Below are 18777 nucleotides of genomic sequence, written 5' to 3' on the forward strand. Positions count from 1 at the left end.
AGCAGGGATGGATGGTGGTCACCTCGTTCCGTGGAAGTATGCGCCGTCCTCGGTGACGCAGATTTCCACGCTTCCAATCGTGTCGATAGACGTTGTTTCACCGATCGGGACGTGACGGAACGCTTCCTCCTCGCAGGCAGGGCAGACATTCGTTGTCATGACGCCGCGACCCGGATTCGAACCGGGAGACCGATAGCAGACGGCCACGGCATAGCAGGCCGCTGGGTTCCCCAATACCCAGTCGCGGCACAGTGAGCCGACGCGGATTCGAACCTCGGTCCTGTGCGCCCAAGGCACAGATCGTCGTCCGCTGGACCATCGGCTCACTGGACTGCCGAGCGTTCGGCAGCTGATTCGCTATCTGTACGACTGTTTCCAACTGTGCAACCGCGACCGAGTAGTCGTGGTTGCGCGTCTCATCGCGGGGGCGTACTTCGGGAGGTTCCCGGGAATACCACACCGGCTCATGTAGGTTGCAGACCCTGCTAGGCCCATCATCGTAGGAACGATCCAGCTGATCGCACCAACGGGCTGCCTACCTCGATGGGTATCCCCACGTGGTTTATCCACGCGTCCACGCCGACGCCGGGATTCGAACCCGGATCACGGCCGTGACAGGACCGTATGCTCGCCGGATTACACCACGTCGGCATGCAGTCGCCCCGGCCGGAATCGAACCGGCGACCTCCGGATTCAAAGTCCGGCGTCCCTCGCCAGCGGAGACTCCGGGGCTAGGCGTAGCCGCAGCTATCGCTGCGGGGCTGTTGGCTAACGACTTCCGTGCGCTCAGCGCGGACGGAGCCCGTTCTCCCCTGTATCGGAACGAACGGAAACCAATCAGCCGCGAGCCTGGCACCCCACACTCGCTTCACGCTGTGTACTGAGCGAGTACTGGGCAAAGGCAGGCGGCAATCCCGTGTTCCCCGATCCCTGACGGGTAGTCCGTATGGGGGCCGAGTTATGCGGGTGAGAGTGTCCGGCCGTCGCCGGATTGCGTCGAACTCTCGTATTCGAAGCCGACGTGGATCCGGCGGTTTGCGCCCGGTCTCTTCGCACGCTGATCTTGTAGGCACTCGCCGAACACGGGCCCTGCGGCTAAGCGAGAACGAGCACGCCGCGGGGTGAGGCGAGTGGTGATCATCGTGTTGAACTCTCTCGGTTTGAGGGGTGTATCGGACGTCAACCTGGATTATCGTGGCAATTGTATTAAAATTAGTCAGGGTGTGGGTAACACACCCATAGTGGTGGACAGTCGAATGTCATACTCAGCTTTTTGAGCGCCGAACATACTCCCCACCTGCGTTGTCTCTCGGCTTAAGGGGTGATCCAATACGGAGTGTTTCCGGGAGGCCGCACAGAAACTATAGCCACCCTACCAGCAACGGCGCAAATTAGGTTCGGCGTCTACTGTAAACGGCGGGATTCTCTCCTCGCAGAAAGATAGTTCACCGTTCTCCCCCCTCTTCCCACTCCGGACGTGGCGTCGGGGACGGGAGTTCGTCAACCACAGTTCGGAGTTCGTCCTCTGTCGTCCACGGGAAGCACCGATCGTGGAGTTCGAATTTGCGGAACTTGTTGAGATGGACCCAACTGTACGTTGCCGGCGCTTCGCCCTCCTCTGCCCGGTCGTCGATCACACCCCAAATCTCCTGTTCGTCGATGTCGAGACCCCTCTTTTGGGCGCGGTCAACGAGTGACTCGACTTTTGATTGGACTTCATCCGCCGACAAATCGTCTGCGAACGCAATCTCGAGGGCGGCCTGAACGACGTGCTGTGTCGAGTCAAGGTTCTCGTCAGTCACCCACGCGTAATCACGCGGGAACACGTACGACTTGTCGAAATACGGGCGGTCATCGATCTCACCCAACTCAGGCGCCTCCCCACCACTCTCCTTCTCGAAGACACCGACGATGTAGTCGCTGTACGTCGCGAGCAACGAAAACATGATATCGAACGTATTGAGCCGGTCAGTCGGGAGTTCGAGGAGATCACCCATGATGAACGGATAGGCACCGAGCTGCTTCGTGAGTTCGTTCTGGACGGCGCGAAGTCGGCGGATATAGGGGTCGCGATAGCTTCCCAGGATGAAATACGATGTCCGCTGACTCCAGAGATACGGCAATTCACGCTGGGTGAACCGCCAGATCTCCCGTTTCTCTGCAGGCTCAAGTTCGATGCCCCCGACGGCCTCGTGAACAACGGTCATAATCTCCCCAGCGTCCGGCGGCGGGCTTGAGTCGGTCATTAGCTGCCGATTCAAACTACACCACCTTATCCCTTCTGAATCACTTTGATTTTTTCTGAATTAACCAACTTGGTCAACCCTAACTGTTATAGCGCCCTCCCTCGTACCATCACGTATGAGCGAAACCGACACTGGCGCGGCCGATGCAGGGCCGTTCGCGGAACAGCAGCGGCTGTTCAAGCTGCTGTCCCAGGATACGCGCCATCTCATCATCCAGGAACTGCTGGGCCACCCCGCCCATCTGATGTCGCTCGCCGAACTCGAGTATATGACTGGGAAGAGTCAGGCGGCCATCAAAGACCAGTTGGAGACGTTGATCGACGCCGGGCTCCTCGCACGCTACACGTACGACCCAAGTGAGGGGAAACGTGATCTCCCCTCCCAGTTCTACGGATTCACTGAGCGGGGCGTCGAGGTCCTCCACGACTACAAGTATCTCCGTGGCCTTCCGGTCGCTCGTGCCCTCTACGAAAACACGCGCAAGACCGAGAAAATCGAGCGCCACGAATCGGCCCCTCGCCCGGAGCTTCCGGATGCCGTCGCGGAAGCCCTCGAGTTCGACGAGCCCGATCTCGACGCCGTCGATGGTGGCACAAACCCATAGTTCGTCGGTCAACTACCCCACCCTACTTCGCTCAGTCTGACGACTTTGCTCGTTGAGGGTGGGGCTTGTCCGTGTCCTCGACCTCGAACCCGTCCGGGTGGGCGGTAAATCCGCCACTTGGCGTCACCGTTCCAGACTTTAGGGCAAGCTGACTGTTGCCCGTCCGCCGGGACGACTGTTGGCCTCGGCGGACGTACCGCATACCGATGTTCTTCGCCGCGTTGTAGTCTGCGTTCGCTTCCGACTCGCACTTCTGACAGCAGAAATCGGTTCGATTCGGGCGATTCTCGTCGGCTGTGAAGCCACACTCGGCGCACCGTTTCGACGTGTACGCCGAACCCACCTGCTGCACCAAGATACCGTTCGCTTCGGCTTTGTACTCTACTTGCTCGTAGAGCGTTTGGAACGCCCACTTGTGGCCCCACGACGCACCCGTGCGGTCGCGGATGTGGGTCAGGTCCTCGAACGCGATCACGTCGCACTCGTATCGGAGTGCTTCGTCTACGATAGCGTTCGACGCTCGGTGAAGTACGTCGCGGACGTAGCGAAGTTCCCGGCCACTCGACTGTTCAAGCGTCCGGTGGGCGCTTCGCGTTCCGGTCTGTTGGAGGCCGGCGCGTACCTTCTCGAACTCGCGGAGGTCATGGGTTAACTCTCGCCCGCTAAAGAAGCAGGCAGTGCTGGTGACGGCGAGATTTTTGATACCGAGGTCAACCCCGAGGACCGTTCCGTCCTCGGCGGTATTCCGTTCGGTGTCGGTCTTGTGTCGGCGGAAGCCGATGTGCAAGAAGTAATCGCCGTTGCGGGCGGTGAGCGTACTTTCTGTAACGCTCCATTCGTCAGAGTTGAGGTACTGCCGTTGGTAGCCATCGTCGGCATCGGGAAGTGCGAGCGAACACCGGACGCGACTCTCTGTCGTGGAGAGAGAAACCGTGTCGTCATCGAACAGCGTCATCGTCCGGGTGTCGTACTTCACCGTGGGTGCGGTGAACGTCGGGTTGCTGACCTTCTTGCCGTTGGACCGGCGTTCGATACAGCCAGTGATGGCTTGTGCGGCTTGGTGGGTGGCGAGAATCGCATGCTGACTCCCGAGGCCGGTTTGCTCACGCACGTCGTCGTAGGCGAGGGGCTGTACGTCGCTCTTGGCGTTGCACTTGCCCCACGCCATGTCGGTGGCGAGCTGGCAACCACGCTTCCACTCAGAGATGGTCTCCTCAAGCAACTCGCGTTGCCTACCATCTACCGAGAGTCGGGTGATTGCTGTCCGGCGCACGTAGTCGTCTGCCACAGATTCAATGTAGTCTCGTGGCTACTTATATATTAGTTTCTGTGGCCTATACGAACGCGCTCCTCCCCTCACTACTCACACCCTTCGGTCGCTCCTTGAGGAAGGGGACTCCGCGCTACCGCTTCAGTTGAACAGCACCGTTCTCGACGCTGCAGAGAAGGTACGCCGACTTCGTACCTTGGTCAGGACTCCGTGGGCTCCAGCATGGCTGGCTCGACGTTGATTCGGAGGCAATACGTACTGTCGGTCGATCCGGTGTCGGGCCGTGTCGGGTCCAGCAGCGAGTAGCCACTTGTGAACGACGCAACGAGTTCCTCGCGGGCGGGGAGGTCGATGCCGAGCTGGTCGGCGAGGTAGACGATCCGCTTGGTCGCAGCGCCGTTGTCGAGGCGTTCGAGGTACTCGCCGACGGTGTCCCAGTCGCAGCCCCGGTCGTCGGCGGTGCGCATCGCGGTTGCGAGTTCTCGAAGGCCACCACAGAACTCGGGGTGGTCCGCACAGTCGACCAGCGTCTTCTCCAGGTCGCTGACCTGAACGGTCGTGCCCTCGACCGATGTCGGCTCAAAGCCGAAGAATTTCCGCTCGGTGACTGTCGTGACGCGGTACGGGACGCCGTGGATCTCCCTGCTTTGCGCTCGGGTCGGCGTGACGATGTACACCGTCCGAGGTACTTGTTCGGTCAGCCCGTGGTGGCTGAGGGCGCTGTAGTAGCCGATGTACATCGGCTCGGCGACGTGGGCGGCGATGAGGTACTCGTGGGGTGTGTACAGGCCCTCTTCACCGGCTGCGAGTGGGATGATGAGGTATCGGCCGGGAAACAGTCGGTCGAGCCAGCCCTTCTCGGTGAGCCGGGAGGCAATCTCTCGGGCGGTGTTCGGGGGGACCTCCAGCGTCGTCTCGATGTCGTCGATGGAGATGATTTGGTGACCCGCGCCAGCGAGTCGTGCAAGGAGTCGACTTTCTCGAGTCGAGAGGCCCTGGCGTATATTTTGTGATTGTTCTATAGTACTCATACCTGCGTTTCTTACATAGAGTATGAATTTTGGGCCTGCTTTATCCTTGTCCCATCCCTCTTAGCCTCCTTAACCAACACAAATCACCCGATAGATATGTGTTGGTTAAGAACCGTGAAGACTGTGAATGAACAAATCGGATGTTGCAAGTACTCACGTCTTCCTGTGGACGTATTCTACAAGGTGTGTGGGGTGAAAGACTGGAAAAATGATTCTGTCGGCAGTATCTTCCAACCCCGTCTTCTGGCTGGTCCAACTATTGATGGGATATTGGATCGGGGTCGAATTAGTCATTCGATACGAAATCCCGATCGTAATCAAAAACAAGGTGGAGGGGCTTGTTGACGTGCCCACTGCGTTGACTTGCCGGTACTACGAGACACAGGTATGAACCCACGCGATATCATCCGGCGAGACTATGTGCGCGTATCCATAGTTCAGGACACACGCACCGCCGTCATCAACATCGGGGACCAACGAGACGGACTCACAGACAGGGCTGGCGAGGACCCGATCTCGATACCCTGGGCTGGTCGTTGGGACGACAATCGTCCCGGTGACTCAGTAGACGAAACTGTTCTCTCAAACTGATAAATTTTGAAAGTCAGGACTCCAGAGATGGCCCCTCGGCCGGAGAGAGACGGCGGCCTTCGCACACCGCATATCGCCTCTTTCTTTGGACGAAAACCGCGATATGCAAGGCGAAATAACGCGCTCAAATAGCAGGAGAACCCCGCCGGGACGATTTGGGAGCGTAGAAAGTACCTCGACGAGCTGCCGGCTTACCACGATTTCGATAAAATTGTTCGACCACGGGGTAAGCGGAGCAAATTCGGGGAGTACTGATGCGAGCTACGAATAGCACTGTGTCAGGAACGCCTCGCTGGATGGTTGTCCTCTCTTGGTCCTCACCGAAAGAAACGTATGATTCCCACGAATTCGGGACGGTGAACACACTAAAAATTGCTCGACGGGATTTCAGTACAAGAGGGGCAGCACTACAACCAATCTTCTCGATATCCTGAGGAACACTCGTTCACAGTCCGAGCTCAGTCAAAGACTCGTACGGAGTGTTAACCAACACGGCCCACGAACCCATAGGTTTGTTGGTTAAGACGATGAAGACGGCTCCCGTGCCTGCTGACTGTAACACTACTCGAAACTTCTTTATATACATGTTTCGTATTATGTTACACCGTGCTCCGGCTCATCGAACTCGAGGTCCTCGCCACGGTCGACCGCGGCGACATGATCTCTGAGCTAGCGACGAAACTCGACCACAGCGAGAGCTACCTCTCTCGTGCTGTCGCCGACCTCGTCGAGAAGGGGCTCGTCTACACGGAACGCGACGGCCGCCGAAAACGAGTCGTCCCGTCGGATGCTCGCGCCGTTGAGCTCTACCAGGACCTCGTCCGCCAGCACTCCCACATCGACTTCCCTGAGTTGCTGACCGGCAAGGCGCTCGAGGTGTTGTACTATATCGACCAGCCGCGAACCGTTTCCGAGATAGCCGACCGGAGCGACAACTACCGCAACACGGTCAACCGAGTCCTCAAGCGGTTTCGCGACCGTGGTCTCGTCGGCACGGACGACGGCCGCTATGACTTCAACGCCGACTTCGACCGCCTCCACGAGTTCGCCCGTGAACTCGCACATCATCTGCATCGCCAGCGCCTCGAAGCCGTTGCCCCGAAGGGCACGATTCTCTGGGAGGACTACGACGAATTCCTCGCCCAGACGGAGACGGAAATCGACGCGGAGGCGTTCCACGAAACCGGCCTCGCTCGGTTCGCGGCCTTCGACCTCCAGTTCCTGCTCACCGGCCACCGCTACTACGTCTACTCCGAGGACCTCGACGCAGTCTCGCCGGCGGAGCTCTGCTGTCACACGCTGCTGATCGACGACGGCAGTCGCCACCGCTCGTACTGTCTCCTCTTGCTCAGCCACGTCGACGTCGACGAGGCGGACCTCCGAGAGCAGGCGTCGAAGTATGGCCTTGAAGCCGAAATCGACGCCTTGCTCCGCTACCTCGAGACCCACGGCGAGGTCGACGACGACCGGCTCCCGGAGTGGGACGAGTTCCAGGAGCTGGCGGCTGACTACGAGGTGCCACTACCACAATGAGACCAACATTCGGCCGCGAGTACATCGAGAACGAATTCCAACGAATTGCCGAGGGCCTCTCAGCCCTACTTACAGTTTACCTGATCGGTGGTGGCTCGATGTCGCTGCGCGACCTCAAGGGAGCGACGAAAGACATCGACCTGGTCGTCCCGGATGGCGACGCGTACGGCCAGCTGTGGGCCGTCCTGATGGACCTCGGATATACGGAAGTACAATCACTGGATCCAGATTATCGGGCGCTGGGAGCGACGAGCTGCGTCGAGAACGACGATGGGTGTCGCCTCGACATCTTCAACCAGCAGGTTGCGAATAAGCTTGTGCTCACCGACGGCATGCAAGAGCGCAGCGAGCCGTTCCTCGACACGGATCGACTGACGGTCCGGCTGGTCAGCAACGAGGATATCTTCCTGTTCAAACTGATCGCAGGCCGCGACGATGACATTGGGGACATGAATATGCTCGTGCAGGCCGGCCTCGATTACGACGTCGTCCGAGATGAACTCGAAGCCCAGATCGAACGCCTGAATGATGATCAGTTCGCCACGTTCGCGAACGAGGCCCTGGTCGAACTCGAGGAGCGGTACGGGGTAACCACGCCGATCGAGGCCCGCGTCCAAGAGCTCACGAATAGGTACTACCGGGGGCTCGAAGTCCTCCAGGCAGTCGACGAACCGATGACCGTCGACGAACTGGCCGCCGAGCTTGGACTGGACATCGATGAAATCCGAGACAGGGTCGCGTATCTTGCGAAATTCGACCGGGTACGCCAAGAAGGCGACACAGTCAATCCGGTGGAGTAGTAAGGTCTCCACCCTACTCAAAGTGTGTTCAATCCGTCGACGACAATCTCTACGTCTTCTTCAGCTATGAGTGGATCTTCAGCGGTACCGAGCTCGAACTCTTCGTCCTCTGGAACAGTCTTGTCAACTTCAGTTTCTCGGTCAACGTTGACTGTAACGTCTACTTCTTCACTTGTGTCAAAGTCGATTGTTCCGAAGTAGACTGTACCGTTCTCGACCTCGTAAGAGGCGTGGACACCATCACCATCCGAGTAAGTTGCGTACTGTGTTGTTGCTACTCTGTCGTCGCCGCTTGTGGTCATGACTTCTTTTTCAGCAACAGCTCTTTTCTCTTCAAGCTCAGCATCTCCATTGTAGAAGTCGAAAATGTCTATCGTTGGTTCCCCTTCAGTGCCTTTTTGACGCTATTAGAAGAATCAGCCGTTATGGACAGTATCGGTCTGAGAGGAAAGTGGTGGCTAAAAGGTATGAGAGCCGACGACGAGATCGTACCCGACGCTGCTACCGCTGGAACTCTATCATTCTCACCAAAAGAAGGAGGCGAACTGGAACTCATCGGAAGTTTCCACAGCACCTTCGAGAGACTCGATGAAGAATCCGATACAGAAGACGGTCCTGTAACCATTCACGGTGTATCTACAGAAGGAGAGTACATCTCCATACTCAACTGTATGTACACCGGCGAAAGTATGAGTTCTAAAGATGTTTCCTTCACCACTGAGACCTATCAGGTGGGAACAATCATACGAGGTGCCCTTGTTGACCCCACGTCAAAATACTGGAAGTGCACATTCTCATTCGACAATCTTGACAAGTGGACCGGGATCAGAAGGGTACATACACCCGGCGATGGACCTATGAACTTCGGTCCTGCTCTCTCCGACTCACTCTCCACAGATGAAGAGGATATCATTCTAAATCTTCACGAGGATAACAAGGCCGCAATTGAGGGAAAGCTTGGAAGAGTCTACTTCACTGTCTTCCCCGAAGAGCCGCTGACGTTCGACGAGTTCTCATCCCAGTACATCCGGCCATTACAGAATCTGATTACCCTCGGTGTGGGGGAGGCAGTCTTCCCGACCTTCGTTAACCTCTTCTCAGAACGGTTCGGCCATCCTGATTCAAAACATTCGGTGCACTGGCAGGTACCGTACTACCGAGAACAGGACGATGTAAATCAGATGCAGATGAATTTCACTTTGCAGGACATCTCTTTTGAGGAAGTTGTCGTCCAGTGGTTAGAAAGCGAAAGTTCGGTAAGCAGACTCCATGACCACTATTTCGGCACCCGCTACAACGATAGTATGTATGTCAACACTCAATTTATGTCGATGATGTTTGCTCTCGAGGCCTATCACCGGAGGAAGTTCCCTGACCGTCAGAAGATAATGAGTAAGAAGGTGTACAAGCGGTTTCGGGATGTCACGTTGGAAAGAATGCCTAAGGTGGCGGCTTGGGACAGAGCTGAAGGTCTCTTCAATAGCATAGTGAATGAACCCTCGATTGGAGATCGACTGATCGATATTACTGAGCAACACGAGGAAATGTTCCCAGAGTCGTACGATATTGATTCCAATCTGAGTACGATCAAAAACGTCCGCCATACTATTGCACATAGCCTTCCAGAAGATCTCTCTACAACAGATATCGTCCGTGCAGAAATTCTTGTGAGAATTATTGTTCTCGCTGTACTGCTTGACACAGCAGGAGTTGACGAAGAGAAGGGTCGTGAAATACTGGCAGACGAGTACAGCAGTGTCGAGCGTATCGTTGAAGTATAGTCCTTAGATGACTTCTATGAACTGGGTGTCTGCGTCCACCGTATCCGTGGTATCCTGACTCGCTGCATAGATCGCTTTCAGCCGCTCGCTGTTCAGAATCTTGATGCCTTTCTCCTTGAACTCCTCTACAACATCATCATTGAGTTCCTCTCGTGTCTGGGGCGTTGCGACACAGGGAACCGTTTGCAAAGGCTCGATCAATCCGATGTCTGTGGGGATGAGATAGTCGTCGAGCACGGAGCTGATTGCTTCTGTTCGATCCAGGATCTGCTCTTTCGAAGAGATATCTTGGTTAGTACACTCGATGAAGAGGATCTGTGTGTTCTCAGGATGATAAGCGATTACGTCGATCTCTTGGTAGCGTGCCCCAGGGACGTCTTCGGAGAAACTGGGGATAACGAACGAATCATCCCCGTACCACTGGACAAGCCAGCCTGCCGTACTCAAGGCGTTCACCACCGCTACCTCGAAGTAATCGGCATTGTGTCCCTCCAGATATCCCTCTAAGTTGTTGTCTTGGTCGAACGCCTGCATAATCTCGTAGCGAGGGTTCTCTGGGACTACATCGCCCGTGTTGTGTTCGACCATATTGACCATCTCATCCTCAAGATACAGGACCGCGTAGAGCTCATCGATATCCTCTAGGTCCAGCTCCTCGGTGTACCGTGACCGGCCATCTTCCATCGACTCCAACTGTTCCTCATCGAACTCAATCTGCCAACCCTTGTGTTCGTCGTACGGCTTCTGGGGAAGCATACTGACGAATAAATCCTCGAACAGGCTTGTAGAGGAAACAACCTCAAGCATATCTGAGTCATCAATGCTGAACTCCATCCCTGAATCAGCGAACAACAGGATGGCCGGGCTCTCACGGTCCGACCGGAAGATGTAGTCGAAGTAGTAGCCTTCGCAGCGTCCAAGATCGTAGTACGGTTCTTCTGCCCGCATCAACTGATCGTCCAACTCGTCGACTACCTCGGAGTACCCGTCCTCAATGTCCTCTGGGATGTCGATACTGACAGCGGCGTTGACCTCCATCCGGGGACGGGTTTCTCGGACACGGCCCTCCCGAACACCATCTTGGAAATAATTGCTGGGGTTATGTCGGCGGAGTTCGCTCTCAATCTCAGCTGTTCCCTCGTCCGTGGGTATCTCCCCGTTGATTATCTGCTCCAGCAGATCGAAGGGAGAGGTGGAGTTAACCTTGTAGATCGAAAGAGCGCCCTCACGGTACAGGACTTCCGTACTCTCCTCGCCAGGTACTCGGGAAAACTCGAGTTCTCCATTCGGGATTTGCACTCCGTCGACTTCGACACTTGAGAACGTGAGAGTGGCTGACTGCCAGATATCACCGAAGTGTTCCCGGTACCACTGTAGATCGTCGAGATCCTCGATGTACGGCATTGTTGAATCGTACTCACTCAGCCAGTGTCATAAACGCCCAGCAAACAGCGTTAGAACCGAAGGACTCCGACCACTTTCAGCCCAAGCTTATGCAGGGATACGTGAAATACCACTGTAAGACAAGAGGGGATGTCGGGAAGTCTACTTGGCGATCTCTGGCAAACAGGGAAGTTCGCCGTCGGATATTACCGAGGGGACAAAAGCACCCTCATTTCACGAGGTATCGACGAAGTATCACCGCTCCTGCTATTTCTCGTAGCAGCTCTAACCGTCGGCCACTACTACGGAGTCGTCCCAGCAGCTGATGTTCTCTGAGTACTCGGCATCACTGCCTTGATCGGAGCAGTCGATCTCGTCCTGTTACTCGACTTTTCGATCCTCCTTGACCCCCTCATCGGAGACATTCTTGGGTTAGCTGGGCTGAGAAACCTGCTTACCGGGCTTGCAGTCTTCGGATTCGGCGGCCCAGTCGTGAACTACTTCAAAGCCATCCGCAACCAGTAACCTCTTCTTCTCCGCTCGGACCCAAAACGGTTTCACCCGACTGGACACCAGTACGGTCAAGAAAATGCCTTTGTCTGCATCCGGCGTTGACTACATCGTGGAGAAACTGGCTGACCTCGACTACGTGATGGGGACGATATCCACGTCAGCAGCGACGACATTGTCACCACCTACGTATCGACTGACCGACTGGAAGACATCGATGTCGAGGTGCTCGAGGAACACGACTACGAGTACCTGACCTCCGCCAAAGCCCGTCAGTGATTTCCTGACTCAGCTCGGAGAGTACCAGCGCTACTGGTTTTCCAGTTCCCTGTACGATTCCACGGCTTCCGCAACCGGGGTGTACTCCACCGTCAGTTCTGGGAACTCTTCGTCAACCGCTTCAACGATCGACCCGTAGGTATCACGGGCAAAGTCCTCACCAGCATCGGTGAAAGCCTCCCACTCATCCTCTACTGGTTCCTCCAGGGAGTCGCTGTCCAGCTCGTAGCTGAACCTCCACTGGTACTCAGAGAACTGACTGAACGAGCTAGAGGTTTCCTCGTAGACTGCGTCGAAATCAACGTAGGTGTCTTCCTCGTCGATTTAGTGGGCTGCGAGAATCCCTTGATATTCTGCACCGTATCAACTACCGGATCGTCGTGCCTCGGCATTTTACCTGACACCTCGAAGAGTGCGCTGTTGTACAATCATCATAGAGAAGACTTGCACAACGTGATTTTTAACATTACTGCCAGATTTTGACTGCTCCCCACTTCAGAGAATCCAACGCCTCATCTGACTTCTCAGTGAACCGCTCTGCTAACTGGCCGTTGTCCAGACTCGTATTGATGTTCCCTGCTGAGTGTGATATCATAGAGAACTGAGTTTCCACCTTGTCGATTCGCTTCCTCTGACTCTCTCTGAGAAGGTAGGACGCCTGGAGACGAGCCTGCTTCAACTCCTCCATAAGCATCAGGATGTCCTCATCAGTCAGCTCTGAATGACCGCTATCCGCCGACTTCAAGTCCGACTCAGAGAGTTCCCTTGTCTCCTTCAGCACTGATCGAAGCCGGTCCAAGTCCCGTTTCCGTCGACGGAGAAACGCCCATCCCTGAGCAACGGTACCTCCGAAGATCCCGCCCAGAAAACCAAGAACCGGTGCCGAAGTCAAATCCACCATAGCCGCTACTTTCCGTCCATCAGGTTGCGAAGGTTTTGCTGTGTGTTCGCGTCCTCATCGACATCAAAATCAGTTGCTGACGCGATATTTCTCATCCCCTCCTTCGCATACCGGTCTCGAACAACGAACTCAGCTACCGAGTTCTCATCTTCACTCGGCTGCTTCCTGAAGATGCGTCCACTCCCGTCCTCGAACTGGATTATGTAGAAGTGGCGGCCCTCGTCATCGACGAACTCCTTGAAGCTCTCCAAGTCGTCTTCAAAGCTGTCGGCATCGCTGGGCATACCTCGAAATGTATCCTCCACCTGAGTTATATCCCGGCGTCACAGCGTGATCAAACCGAGATTTGAGGATACCCGTCGTGCAAAGCTTGATAGTCGCCGATTGGAAAAACTACGGCTAAGTGACTCAGGGATGACCGGAGCAACTATCAAATCCGTATTCGTCAAAACAACTCCCTCAGAAATCGAAGACGACGACAACTTGGGATACGAGCTACAGAAAGTCAGAGACGACTACGAACACGCCATTATCATCCAGGAAACGGAAATGCGGAACGCAAGAGGTAGACGATACACGCTGGTCAGCAGTGGCCGAGTCTTCCCCGAAGACGTCCAGGCCACGATCAAACCGTACCTCGACCGGGCTGACTTCGATCATCATCTCAATCCGGGAACCTCCGACACTGTCGAAGAACAGGAAGTACGTGTCATGGTCGAAACAGCGGACGGAGAAGACTATCACATCCAGAAGCTCGACGAAGAACGGTACTACGTATCCCGCGACAATAAACCGGTGAAACCGCCGCACGCCGTCAACCAGAAAGCAGAGCAGGTGTTCCCTGACTACGAACCGATGCTGTAACCCATTCCAGCACAGATCACGTCTCGGCTACCTTCTCTATAATCAGTTCGTGCCTCTCTTCCGTGGTTTTCTTCTGACCTTCCGGTATCTCGGTCTCGTCTAATAGGATTTCTGCCGCCCCTGGGTCACCCTGTTCCCGGTAGAAATCGGCGGCGTCCTCGACGTACTCCTGCAGACTGTTGTACATCCGAGTTGCCTTGGGATACGACTTGAACCGGTTCACAAGTTCTTCCGGATCGGTCGGCGGGTAGAAACACTTCCCTGTTGCTCCACTACCTTGTTCATCAAGCGGCAAGTCGTCTCGAACCACTCCTCTTTCTCCATCTCTACCTTAGAACCCTGCTCACCCATATCTATCTGAAAAGTGCCATGCTCCGTATATACGATTACTCCACCAACAGACGGTCTACTCACTCAGCGGAATTGTGAGGGAAATGACTTAGTGGAAATGTTCTCCATTCGTTGATAATGGCTTCAGGGACCTCCTTTGAGGACCGTGCGAAACGGTTCATAAGTAGGACGCCAGGAGATCACGATCACGAACAGACGATACAGTTCATCAGCGAGATATTCAGAATAGAAAGCCAGCTAATTGCCTTAGAGAAGCGGTTGGACAATCTCAGTGCCGGAGTCTGGAGCAGCGAGCTCTCCAAAATAAATGACGAACTCTCGGCTCTCTCCTCTGACTTCTTTGAAGTACAGCGTGTGATCTCGTCGCCGGAAGGCCATCTACACGAGCTTATTGATATACCTCGAGACGAGGTAAGTGAGAAAGCGGTCAGCGAGATACTGACCCAACTCGGCTGGGAATGGTTCCCCAGAGAACTGAACCGGGTGTATTCCGTTCAAGAACGGGTCTACAGGAAGGCCGATGCGAAAAGCCAGCAGATGCTGACCAACCGGATCATCTTCCTGTCCTTCCTGGCGTTCGTTATCTCTGCATCCACCTTCGCCATCCAGTACATATAGATCAGAGAGATCGAATTGGAACCGTTTCTCCACCTACACCAATTATCTTCCTTCAAAAGAAACGCACTTGGCAGTCAATGAAAGCAGTATTTCAGGGAGAATTTCACATCTCTTCTACGGACAGAGAATCACTTGACTCACACTTAGACGCAGATGCAGATGCATTGTTCGTGGAACAGAGAGAAGACCGTGCCAGCCCGGACAACTGGTCTATCGGCTACCTCTCCTTCCTGATCGGTGCCCTCACACTGTACTGGCTGCAAGCAGCGCTCTACGACGGACCGGACATCAAAGAGAAAGCAGAGATCCCTGTCTACGACGAAATTGACACCGATCTCCCAGAACTATACCCCCGATTTCCTAAAAGCTGGATACTTGGCTCAGGGATTATCTCCGGCTTAGTCTTCGCTGCCGGGTTGTTCGTCCCGGTCTATCCGTTTCCATTTATTGATGCTCCAGCGGTTGCCTCCCTCGCCTTCACAGCAGTGGTTAAACCAATGATGGTGATCGGGGCACCGCTTTTGTTCTCCTTCTTCTTGATCATCCTTGAGGAACGACGGCTTGGAACCCGTGACCAAGATATGGCGGAGGAAATCCACAGAAGCTCCAAAGAAAACGGGTACGATACTATTGTCGTCTCCTGCGGTGATGCACACCTCGATAGTCTTCCGGACTTGTTAGAAGAGAAAGGGTGGGAGACAGAAGTTAACGAGTCCGACCACAGTTGGGCAGCCAAAATCTGGCGCTGGTAACCCTCATTCTTGATTCTCACGACGGGACTCGACGGCTGGCAAGAACTCCCCGTCCCGCAAAGCCCGGAACGGAATACCTATTCAAATGACATTCTCGATTTCTATGTAGCTGCCGGTCAACCAGAGGGAGAAGACTAAACCAGTCAATCGAGCAATACTCTATCTAAGTATGGGTGAGGGCTTCACAGACGATATCGACCTCTCTGATGACCCACTTATTGACGCAGTCCGAGACGAACTTAGTGAACAACTCGAGAACCTCGACGAAGACGAATTAGACGATGTCAGCCTGGAAGACATCCAGAATGTCGTAGAAGAATCCGTGGAGGGATCCATTGAGAAGCTTGCTACGGACACCTACGAACGGATCCTCAGCAATGACAAAGGTCTGGAACGGTATCACGAAACTATCGAAGGCTTCCAGGAGAGACTTGAGGAACGATGGGGAGAACCCCTTGAACTTCTCGAACGGCTCATCATCTGGTCAATGGAATGCGGCAGAGCAATCAACCAGAATCACGGATTCCAAGCCCGGCAGGAAGACAATTACCAGATTGAAGCCCTTCTACACCTGCACTCCCGATCTGTCCAAGTCGCTTTAGAAATCCACCACTTGCTGAAAGGCGGATTTGCCGACGGAGCATTTGCCCGCTGGCGATCACTCTACGAACTCTCTACCACCACTTCATTCATCTCCAAGTACGGCGAAGACACAGCAGAACGCTTCCTCAACTACCACAACGTCTGGGAATATTACTTCGCTGAGACCTACCAAGAGCACCAAGACGACCTCAATGTCGAATCCCTTGAACCCGAAGTCCTCGAAGAGCTCGAGGAAATTAAAGACGAACTCGTAGACCAGTTCGGTGAATCCATCGACGACGGCGGGCGTGGATCTGGCTGGGCAGCTGAAGCACACAGCGGCCAGAGTATGAGAAAAGAGGTTGATTTGGAACATCTCTATCCGTACTATAGACTGGCCTGCGAATCCGTCCACGCAGGGTCAAAGGGAACGCTTGACCGATTAGGAATCATTCGCCACGAGGACATCGAACAGCCAGGTGTATTGCTTGCAGGTCCCTCGAACGCCGGACTGAATCTTCCAGGTCAACTCACGGCGATCTCTCTCGCACAGGTTACAACCGATCTGTTAATGATGAGTGTAAATTCCCGGTCTGTGGCCGATATGATGGGGATGCAGATGCTTGTCGACGATATCGAGCAAGAGTTCGCTAATGCCTCCGAAGCTCTTGAACAGGACGACCGAGAGGCTACTGAGGAATGGGCGAACCAGGACATTGTAGATATCGCGTTGAATCACCTTAACCGGTCAGACCTGTTCTCCGAGGCCTTCTTCGAGGAACACACGGACTTCGATTCGCTGGAAGAGTTCGAAGACTCACTACCTGTTGGCCTTGACAATGTGAAAGGCGGCGACTCGGTTGATCCTGACGTCGATGAAGTTGTCCAGGCCCATTCGGAATTCGAGTCGTTCCGAAATCTGGTTGATACTGCAATGGAGATCTGGGTACACCGAAATATCGATCTCTCAGAGTACGATATAGACAATGACGCTTTTTCTGATTAACCAGGTAGAGCCAGTCCAAAGTACATATTTCCTCAGCGATAAACTGTAGGTATGACTGCATCTCCGCGCCGAAGTGAGGAAATCGACGCTCGTGAGGTGGGACAAACACGCCAGGTCGCGCACCCTTTCCCTCGGTTTTAGGGATAAATCCCAGACCGGGTCTCGAGGTTGTGGCTACGCGCGCAGCGAAGCGATCACGGAGCGAAGGGTAGGGTGGCGAGGTCTGGGTCGGTCCGGCACACAGCAAAAAGAAGGCTGCTCAGACTGGCTATGCTTCCCACCAGTGACCGCGCTCAGGGAAATAAAGAGTTGACCAGCCAGTGACGGCCAGTGAGACGCGTCCTACGTACCAACTTCTCGCCGCTTCGTGGATGCGCGCCCGTTCGCCTTCCTCGATCCAGGGGGCATTCGATTTCTCCCAGATCGTCACCTTCGTTTGCCCGCTCTCGTCTGCGAAGAGGCCAACTTGAGCGATGGCTGGGGAGTCACTATTCCAGAGCACCTCGATTCCTTGCGATCCGATGTCCTCAAGGGCGTCAATGGGTACGGTGCCCCCTGTCAGCTGTTGCCGGCGACTAGGTCCTCAATGAACTGGAACCCGTTCACAAACGTCACCGAGTCACCGTACCCCTCGCTCGCGAGCACAGTCTCGGCCCCCTCGCCGGCCGCGATGTCGGTTGTGTAGATGTACACCTCGGTCGCTGTCCCCGTACTGAGGTGCTGGGCAGCCAGCGCAGCGAGGGCGGCGTCTGCCCGTTCAACCTCGTCGGCAGGGCGGTCGTCGGCGTTCGCGATGTATCGCTGGACCCCATCCATCACACGCGAGACGACAGGATCGGAGAACTCCAACGGCGCCGCAACCGTCGCCCAACCTTCGTCGATCGCAGCGTCGATAGGTGGCGTCTCGACGTCGGGGTCGTCGACGGTCAGCTCCTCGTACACTCGTTCGGGCAGGACAAAGGCGACGTCGTTTCGGCGAGCGAACCGTCGAACAGCCTGGTAGCGGCTATTCGACAGCTGCCCCATCGCGACGAACAGGCCGGTATCGGCGATGTGGAGTGAGCTCACGCGTCGTCAGTATCGCCGATGTCCAACTCGTCGAGTCCCGCCCCAGTCTCCTCGATTTCGTAGTGCTCCTGGACGACGGGCCGGAGCGCCTGCAGGATCATCTCCGCAGCCAGTGGCGAGATATCGAGGTCCTCGGCCATCAGGCGGTGGGTCACATCACCGCGTTCGCGGGCAACAGCGTAGGTTAGCGCGGTCGCGAGGCCGGCAACGCCGTGCCGGTCGATGTAGGTGTCGATGTCGGCATCCGTCTCGCGGCGGCCGACGGCGTCGATCAGCGCCGGCGTGATCGTGTACTCGCGGTCGCCGGCGGCCGTCGTCACGGTCAGGTCGATCTCCCGGGCGGCGTACCGGCGTGGCTGCTCGTCGTCGGTGATGTCGACGACGCCGGCGTCGACCAACCGGTTGACGTAGCTGTAGGCGGTCCCCTGGGCGAGCTCGAGGTCGTCCATCACGTCTTGGACGGTCGCCTCGCCCTCCTGGGCGAGGTACGCGTACAGCTGGGCGAGCTGTGGATCTTCCAGCAGGTCCGCGACTGACAGGAAGTCGCGAACGACGTCGCCGTCAGCGCGGTTCGAGGTGCGTGACACGCTTCGTTCTTGATTACAGT

Annotated in this window: 19 protein-coding genes, 4 tRNA genes and 1 pseudogene; 9 read left to right on the forward strand and 15 right to left on the reverse strand. The window is 55.6% G+C overall.

The window, feature by feature from the left end:
• Positions 1 to 161 precede the first annotated feature (161 nt).
• The 5 genes from BM113_RS22460 to BM113_RS19830 form a co-directional block, all read right to left on the reverse strand.
• Positions 162 to 248, reverse strand: a tRNA-Ser gene (locus BM113_RS22460).
• 4 nt (positions 249 to 252) lie between these two features.
• Positions 253 to 325: transfer RNA gene (locus BM113_RS19815), tRNA-Pro, on the reverse strand.
• 252 nt (positions 326 to 577) lie between these two features.
• Positions 578 to 651, reverse strand: a tRNA-Asp gene (locus BM113_RS19820).
• Positions 652 to 657: 6 nt separating this feature from the next.
• Positions 658 to 733 (reverse strand) — tRNA-Gln (locus tag BM113_RS19825).
• Positions 734 to 1445: 712 nt separating this feature from the next.
• The gene (locus tag BM113_RS19830; RefSeq protein WP_089789725.1) at positions 1446 to 2246 is read right to left on the reverse strand and encodes a DUF8170 family protein; all 801 of its coding nucleotides are present in this window, start codon (positions 2244 to 2246) and stop codon (positions 1446 to 1448) included.
• A gap of 115 nt (positions 2247 to 2361) precedes the next feature.
• Here BM113_RS19830 and BM113_RS19835 point away from each other — a divergent pair, with 115 nt between their 5' ends.
• Positions 2362 to 2850, forward strand: a complete 489-nt coding sequence (locus BM113_RS19835; RefSeq protein ID WP_049919535.1) for a winged helix-turn-helix domain-containing protein — start codon at positions 2362 to 2364, stop codon at positions 2848 to 2850.
• Positions 2851 to 2881: 31 nt separating this feature from the next.
• On the opposite strand, the gene BM113_RS19840 is transcribed toward BM113_RS19835, so the two are convergent.
• Together BM113_RS19840 and BM113_RS19845 are read right to left on the reverse strand one after the other, a co-directional pair.
• Positions 2882 to 4138, reverse strand: coding sequence for an RNA-guided endonuclease InsQ/TnpB family protein (locus tag BM113_RS19840; RefSeq protein ID WP_089789726.1), 1257 nt, complete (start codon positions 4136 to 4138; stop codon positions 2882 to 2884).
• A 182-nt stretch (positions 4139 to 4320) separates the two neighbouring features.
• A complete protein-coding gene (locus BM113_RS19845; protein ID WP_089789727.1) occupies positions 4321 to 5151 on the reverse strand; it encodes a type IV toxin-antitoxin system AbiEi family antitoxin domain-containing protein in 831 nt (276 codons plus the stop codon).
• A 1197-nt stretch (positions 5152 to 6348) separates the two neighbouring features.
• Here BM113_RS19845 and BM113_RS19855 point away from each other — a divergent pair.
• Together BM113_RS19855 and BM113_RS19860 are read left to right on the forward strand one after the other, a co-directional pair.
• Positions 6349 to 7275 (forward strand): MarR family transcriptional regulator, encoded by a 927-nt coding sequence (locus BM113_RS19855; protein WP_089789729.1) that lies wholly within the window; start codon positions 6349 to 6351, stop codon positions 7273 to 7275.
• Positions 7272 to 8075 (forward strand): DUF6036 family nucleotidyltransferase, encoded by an 804-nt coding sequence (locus BM113_RS19860; protein ID WP_089789730.1) that lies wholly within the window; start codon positions 7272 to 7274, stop codon positions 8073 to 8075. Before BM113_RS19855 ends, BM113_RS19860 begins: the two co-directional genes overlap by 4 nt.
• A gap of 17 nt (positions 8076 to 8092) precedes the next feature.
• On the opposite strand, the gene BM113_RS22045 is transcribed toward BM113_RS19860, so the two are convergent.
• Entirely contained in the window at positions 8093 to 8377 is a 285-nt protein-coding gene (locus BM113_RS22045; protein ID WP_143095866.1) for a hypothetical protein, read from the reverse strand.
• Positions 8378 to 8500: 123 nt separating this feature from the next.
• Between BM113_RS22045 and BM113_RS19865 the strand changes: the two genes are divergently transcribed.
• Positions 8501 to 9856, forward strand: coding sequence for an ApeA N-terminal domain 1-containing protein (locus BM113_RS19865; protein ID WP_143095867.1), 1356 nt, complete (start codon positions 8501 to 8503; stop codon positions 9854 to 9856).
• Between the two features lie 3 nt (positions 9857 to 9859).
• On the opposite strand, the gene BM113_RS19870 is transcribed toward BM113_RS19865, so the two are convergent.
• Positions 9860 to 11260 carry a hypothetical protein gene (locus tag BM113_RS19870; RefSeq protein WP_089789732.1) on the reverse strand — a complete coding sequence of 467 codons (1401 nt, stop codon included), beginning with the start codon at positions 11258 to 11260 and terminating at the stop codon, positions 9860 to 9862.
• A gap of 333 nt (positions 11261 to 11593) precedes the next feature.
• On the opposite strand from BM113_RS19870, the gene BM113_RS22465 reads away from it, so the two are divergent.
• Positions 11594 to 11764 (forward strand): hypothetical protein, encoded by a 171-nt coding sequence (locus BM113_RS22465; protein WP_177209232.1) that lies wholly within the window; start codon positions 11594 to 11596, stop codon positions 11762 to 11764.
• Between the two features lie 730 nt (positions 11765 to 12494).
• Here BM113_RS22465 and BM113_RS19875 read toward each other — a convergent pair.
• Together BM113_RS19875 and BM113_RS19880 are read right to left on the reverse strand one after the other, a co-directional pair.
• Positions 12495 to 12929, reverse strand: a complete 435-nt coding sequence (locus BM113_RS19875) for a hypothetical protein (protein WP_143095868.1) — start codon at positions 12927 to 12929, stop codon at positions 12495 to 12497.
• Between the two features lie 5 nt (positions 12930 to 12934).
• Positions 12935 to 13213: a hypothetical protein gene (locus BM113_RS19880; protein ID WP_089789734.1), complete on the reverse strand. Its 279-nt coding sequence runs from the start codon at positions 13211 to 13213 to the stop codon at positions 12935 to 12937.
• Positions 13214 to 13343: 130 nt separating this feature from the next.
• On the opposite strand from BM113_RS19880, the gene BM113_RS19885 reads away from it, so the two are divergent.
• Positions 13344 to 13793 (forward strand): hypothetical protein, encoded by a 450-nt coding sequence (locus BM113_RS19885; RefSeq protein WP_089789735.1) that lies wholly within the window; start codon positions 13344 to 13346, stop codon positions 13791 to 13793.
• Between the two features lie 16 nt (positions 13794 to 13809).
• Here BM113_RS19885 and BM113_RS19890 read toward each other — a convergent pair whose 3' ends face one another.
• On the reverse strand, positions 13810 to 14103 hold the full coding sequence (locus tag BM113_RS19890; protein WP_143095869.1) for a hypothetical protein: 294 nt from the start codon (positions 14101 to 14103) through the stop codon (positions 13810 to 13812).
• Positions 14104 to 14261: 158 nt separating this feature from the next.
• Between BM113_RS19890 and BM113_RS19895 the strand changes: the two genes are divergently transcribed.
• The 3 genes from BM113_RS19895 to BM113_RS19905 all read left to right on the forward strand — a co-directional run bounded on the left by BM113_RS19895 (position 14262) and on the right by BM113_RS19905 (position 17102).
• A complete protein-coding gene (locus BM113_RS19895; RefSeq protein WP_089789737.1) occupies positions 14262 to 14762 on the forward strand; it encodes a hypothetical protein in 501 nt (166 codons plus the stop codon).
• A 77-nt stretch (positions 14763 to 14839) separates the two neighbouring features.
• Positions 14840 to 15514 carry a hypothetical protein gene (locus BM113_RS19900; protein WP_089789738.1) on the forward strand — a complete coding sequence of 225 codons (675 nt, stop codon included), beginning with the start codon at positions 14840 to 14842 and terminating at the stop codon, positions 15512 to 15514.
• 169 nt (positions 15515 to 15683) lie between these two features.
• Positions 15684 to 17102 carry a DUF5677 domain-containing protein gene (locus tag BM113_RS19905; protein ID WP_218149973.1) on the forward strand — a complete coding sequence of 473 codons (1419 nt, stop codon included), beginning with the start codon at positions 15684 to 15686 and terminating at the stop codon, positions 17100 to 17102.
• 268 nt (positions 17103 to 17370) lie between these two features.
• Here the strand turns inward: BM113_RS19905 and BM113_RS22730 are convergent.
• The 3 genes and pseudogenes from BM113_RS22730 to BM113_RS19920 form a co-directional block, all read right to left on the reverse strand.
• Positions 17371 to 17670, reverse strand: a pseudogene (locus tag BM113_RS22730) (DNA-binding protein); the annotation flags it as partial.
• The gene (locus BM113_RS19915) at positions 17661 to 18170 is read right to left on the reverse strand and encodes a PIN domain-containing protein (RefSeq protein ID WP_089789739.1); all 510 of its coding nucleotides are present in this window, start codon (positions 18168 to 18170) and stop codon (positions 17661 to 17663) included. The gene BM113_RS19915 and the pseudogene BM113_RS22730, both read right to left, overlap by 10 nt.
• On the reverse strand, positions 18167 to 18757 hold the full coding sequence (locus BM113_RS19920; RefSeq protein WP_089789740.1) for a DUF7437 domain-containing protein: 591 nt from the start codon (positions 18755 to 18757) through the stop codon (positions 18167 to 18169). Before BM113_RS19920 ends, BM113_RS19915 begins: the two co-directional genes overlap by 4 nt.
• Positions 18758 to 18777 lie beyond the last annotated feature (20 nt).

Source organism: Natronobacterium haloterrestre (genome assembly GCF_900112205.1).
Classification (GTDB): Archaea; Halobacteriota; Halobacteria; order Halobacteriales; family Natrialbaceae; genus Natronobacterium; species Natronobacterium haloterrestre.

Excerpts from the sequence above, each read along its gene's own strand:
- BM113_RS19835 (WP_049919535.1), top strand. The coding sequence starts at position 2,362 with ATGAGCGAAACCGACACTGGCGCGGCCGATGCAGGGCCGTTCGCGGAA.
- BM113_RS19865 (WP_143095867.1), top strand. The coding sequence starts at position 8,501 with ATGGACAGTATCGGTCTGAGAGGAAAGTGGTGGCTAAAAGGTATGAGA.
- BM113_RS19860 (WP_089789730.1), top strand. The coding sequence starts at position 7,272 with ATGAGACCAACATTCGGCCGCGAGTACATCGAGAACGAATTCCAACGA.
- BM113_RS19875 (WP_143095868.1), bottom strand. The coding sequence starts at position 12,929 with ATGGTGGATTTGACTTCGGCACCGGTTCTTGGTTTTCTGGGCGGGATC.
- BM113_RS19900 (WP_089789738.1), top strand. The coding sequence starts at position 14,840 with ATGAAAGCAGTATTTCAGGGAGAATTTCACATCTCTTCTACGGACAGA.
- BM113_RS19830 (WP_089789725.1), bottom strand. The coding sequence starts at position 2,246 with ATGACCGACTCAAGCCCGCCGCCGGACGCTGGGGAGATTATGACCGTT.
- BM113_RS19905 (WP_218149973.1), top strand. The coding sequence starts at position 15,684 with ATGGGTGAGGGCTTCACAGACGATATCGACCTCTCTGATGACCCACTT.
- BM113_RS19895 (WP_089789737.1), top strand. The coding sequence starts at position 14,262 with ATGGCTTCAGGGACCTCCTTTGAGGACCGTGCGAAACGGTTCATAAGT.
- BM113_RS19845 (WP_089789727.1), bottom strand. The coding sequence starts at position 5,151 with ATGAGTACTATAGAACAATCACAAAATATACGCCAGGGCCTCTCGACT.
- BM113_RS22045 (WP_143095866.1), bottom strand. The coding sequence starts at position 8,377 with ATGACCACAAGCGGCGACGACAGAGTAGCAACAACACAGTACGCAACT.
- BM113_RS19870 (WP_089789732.1), bottom strand. The coding sequence starts at position 11,260 with ATGCCGTACATCGAGGATCTCGACGATCTACAGTGGTACCGGGAACAC.
- BM113_RS19885 (WP_089789735.1), top strand. The coding sequence starts at position 13,344 with ATGACCGGAGCAACTATCAAATCCGTATTCGTCAAAACAACTCCCTCA.
- BM113_RS19880 (WP_089789734.1), bottom strand. The coding sequence starts at position 13,213 with ATGCCCAGCGATGCCGACAGCTTTGAAGACGACTTGGAGAGCTTCAAG.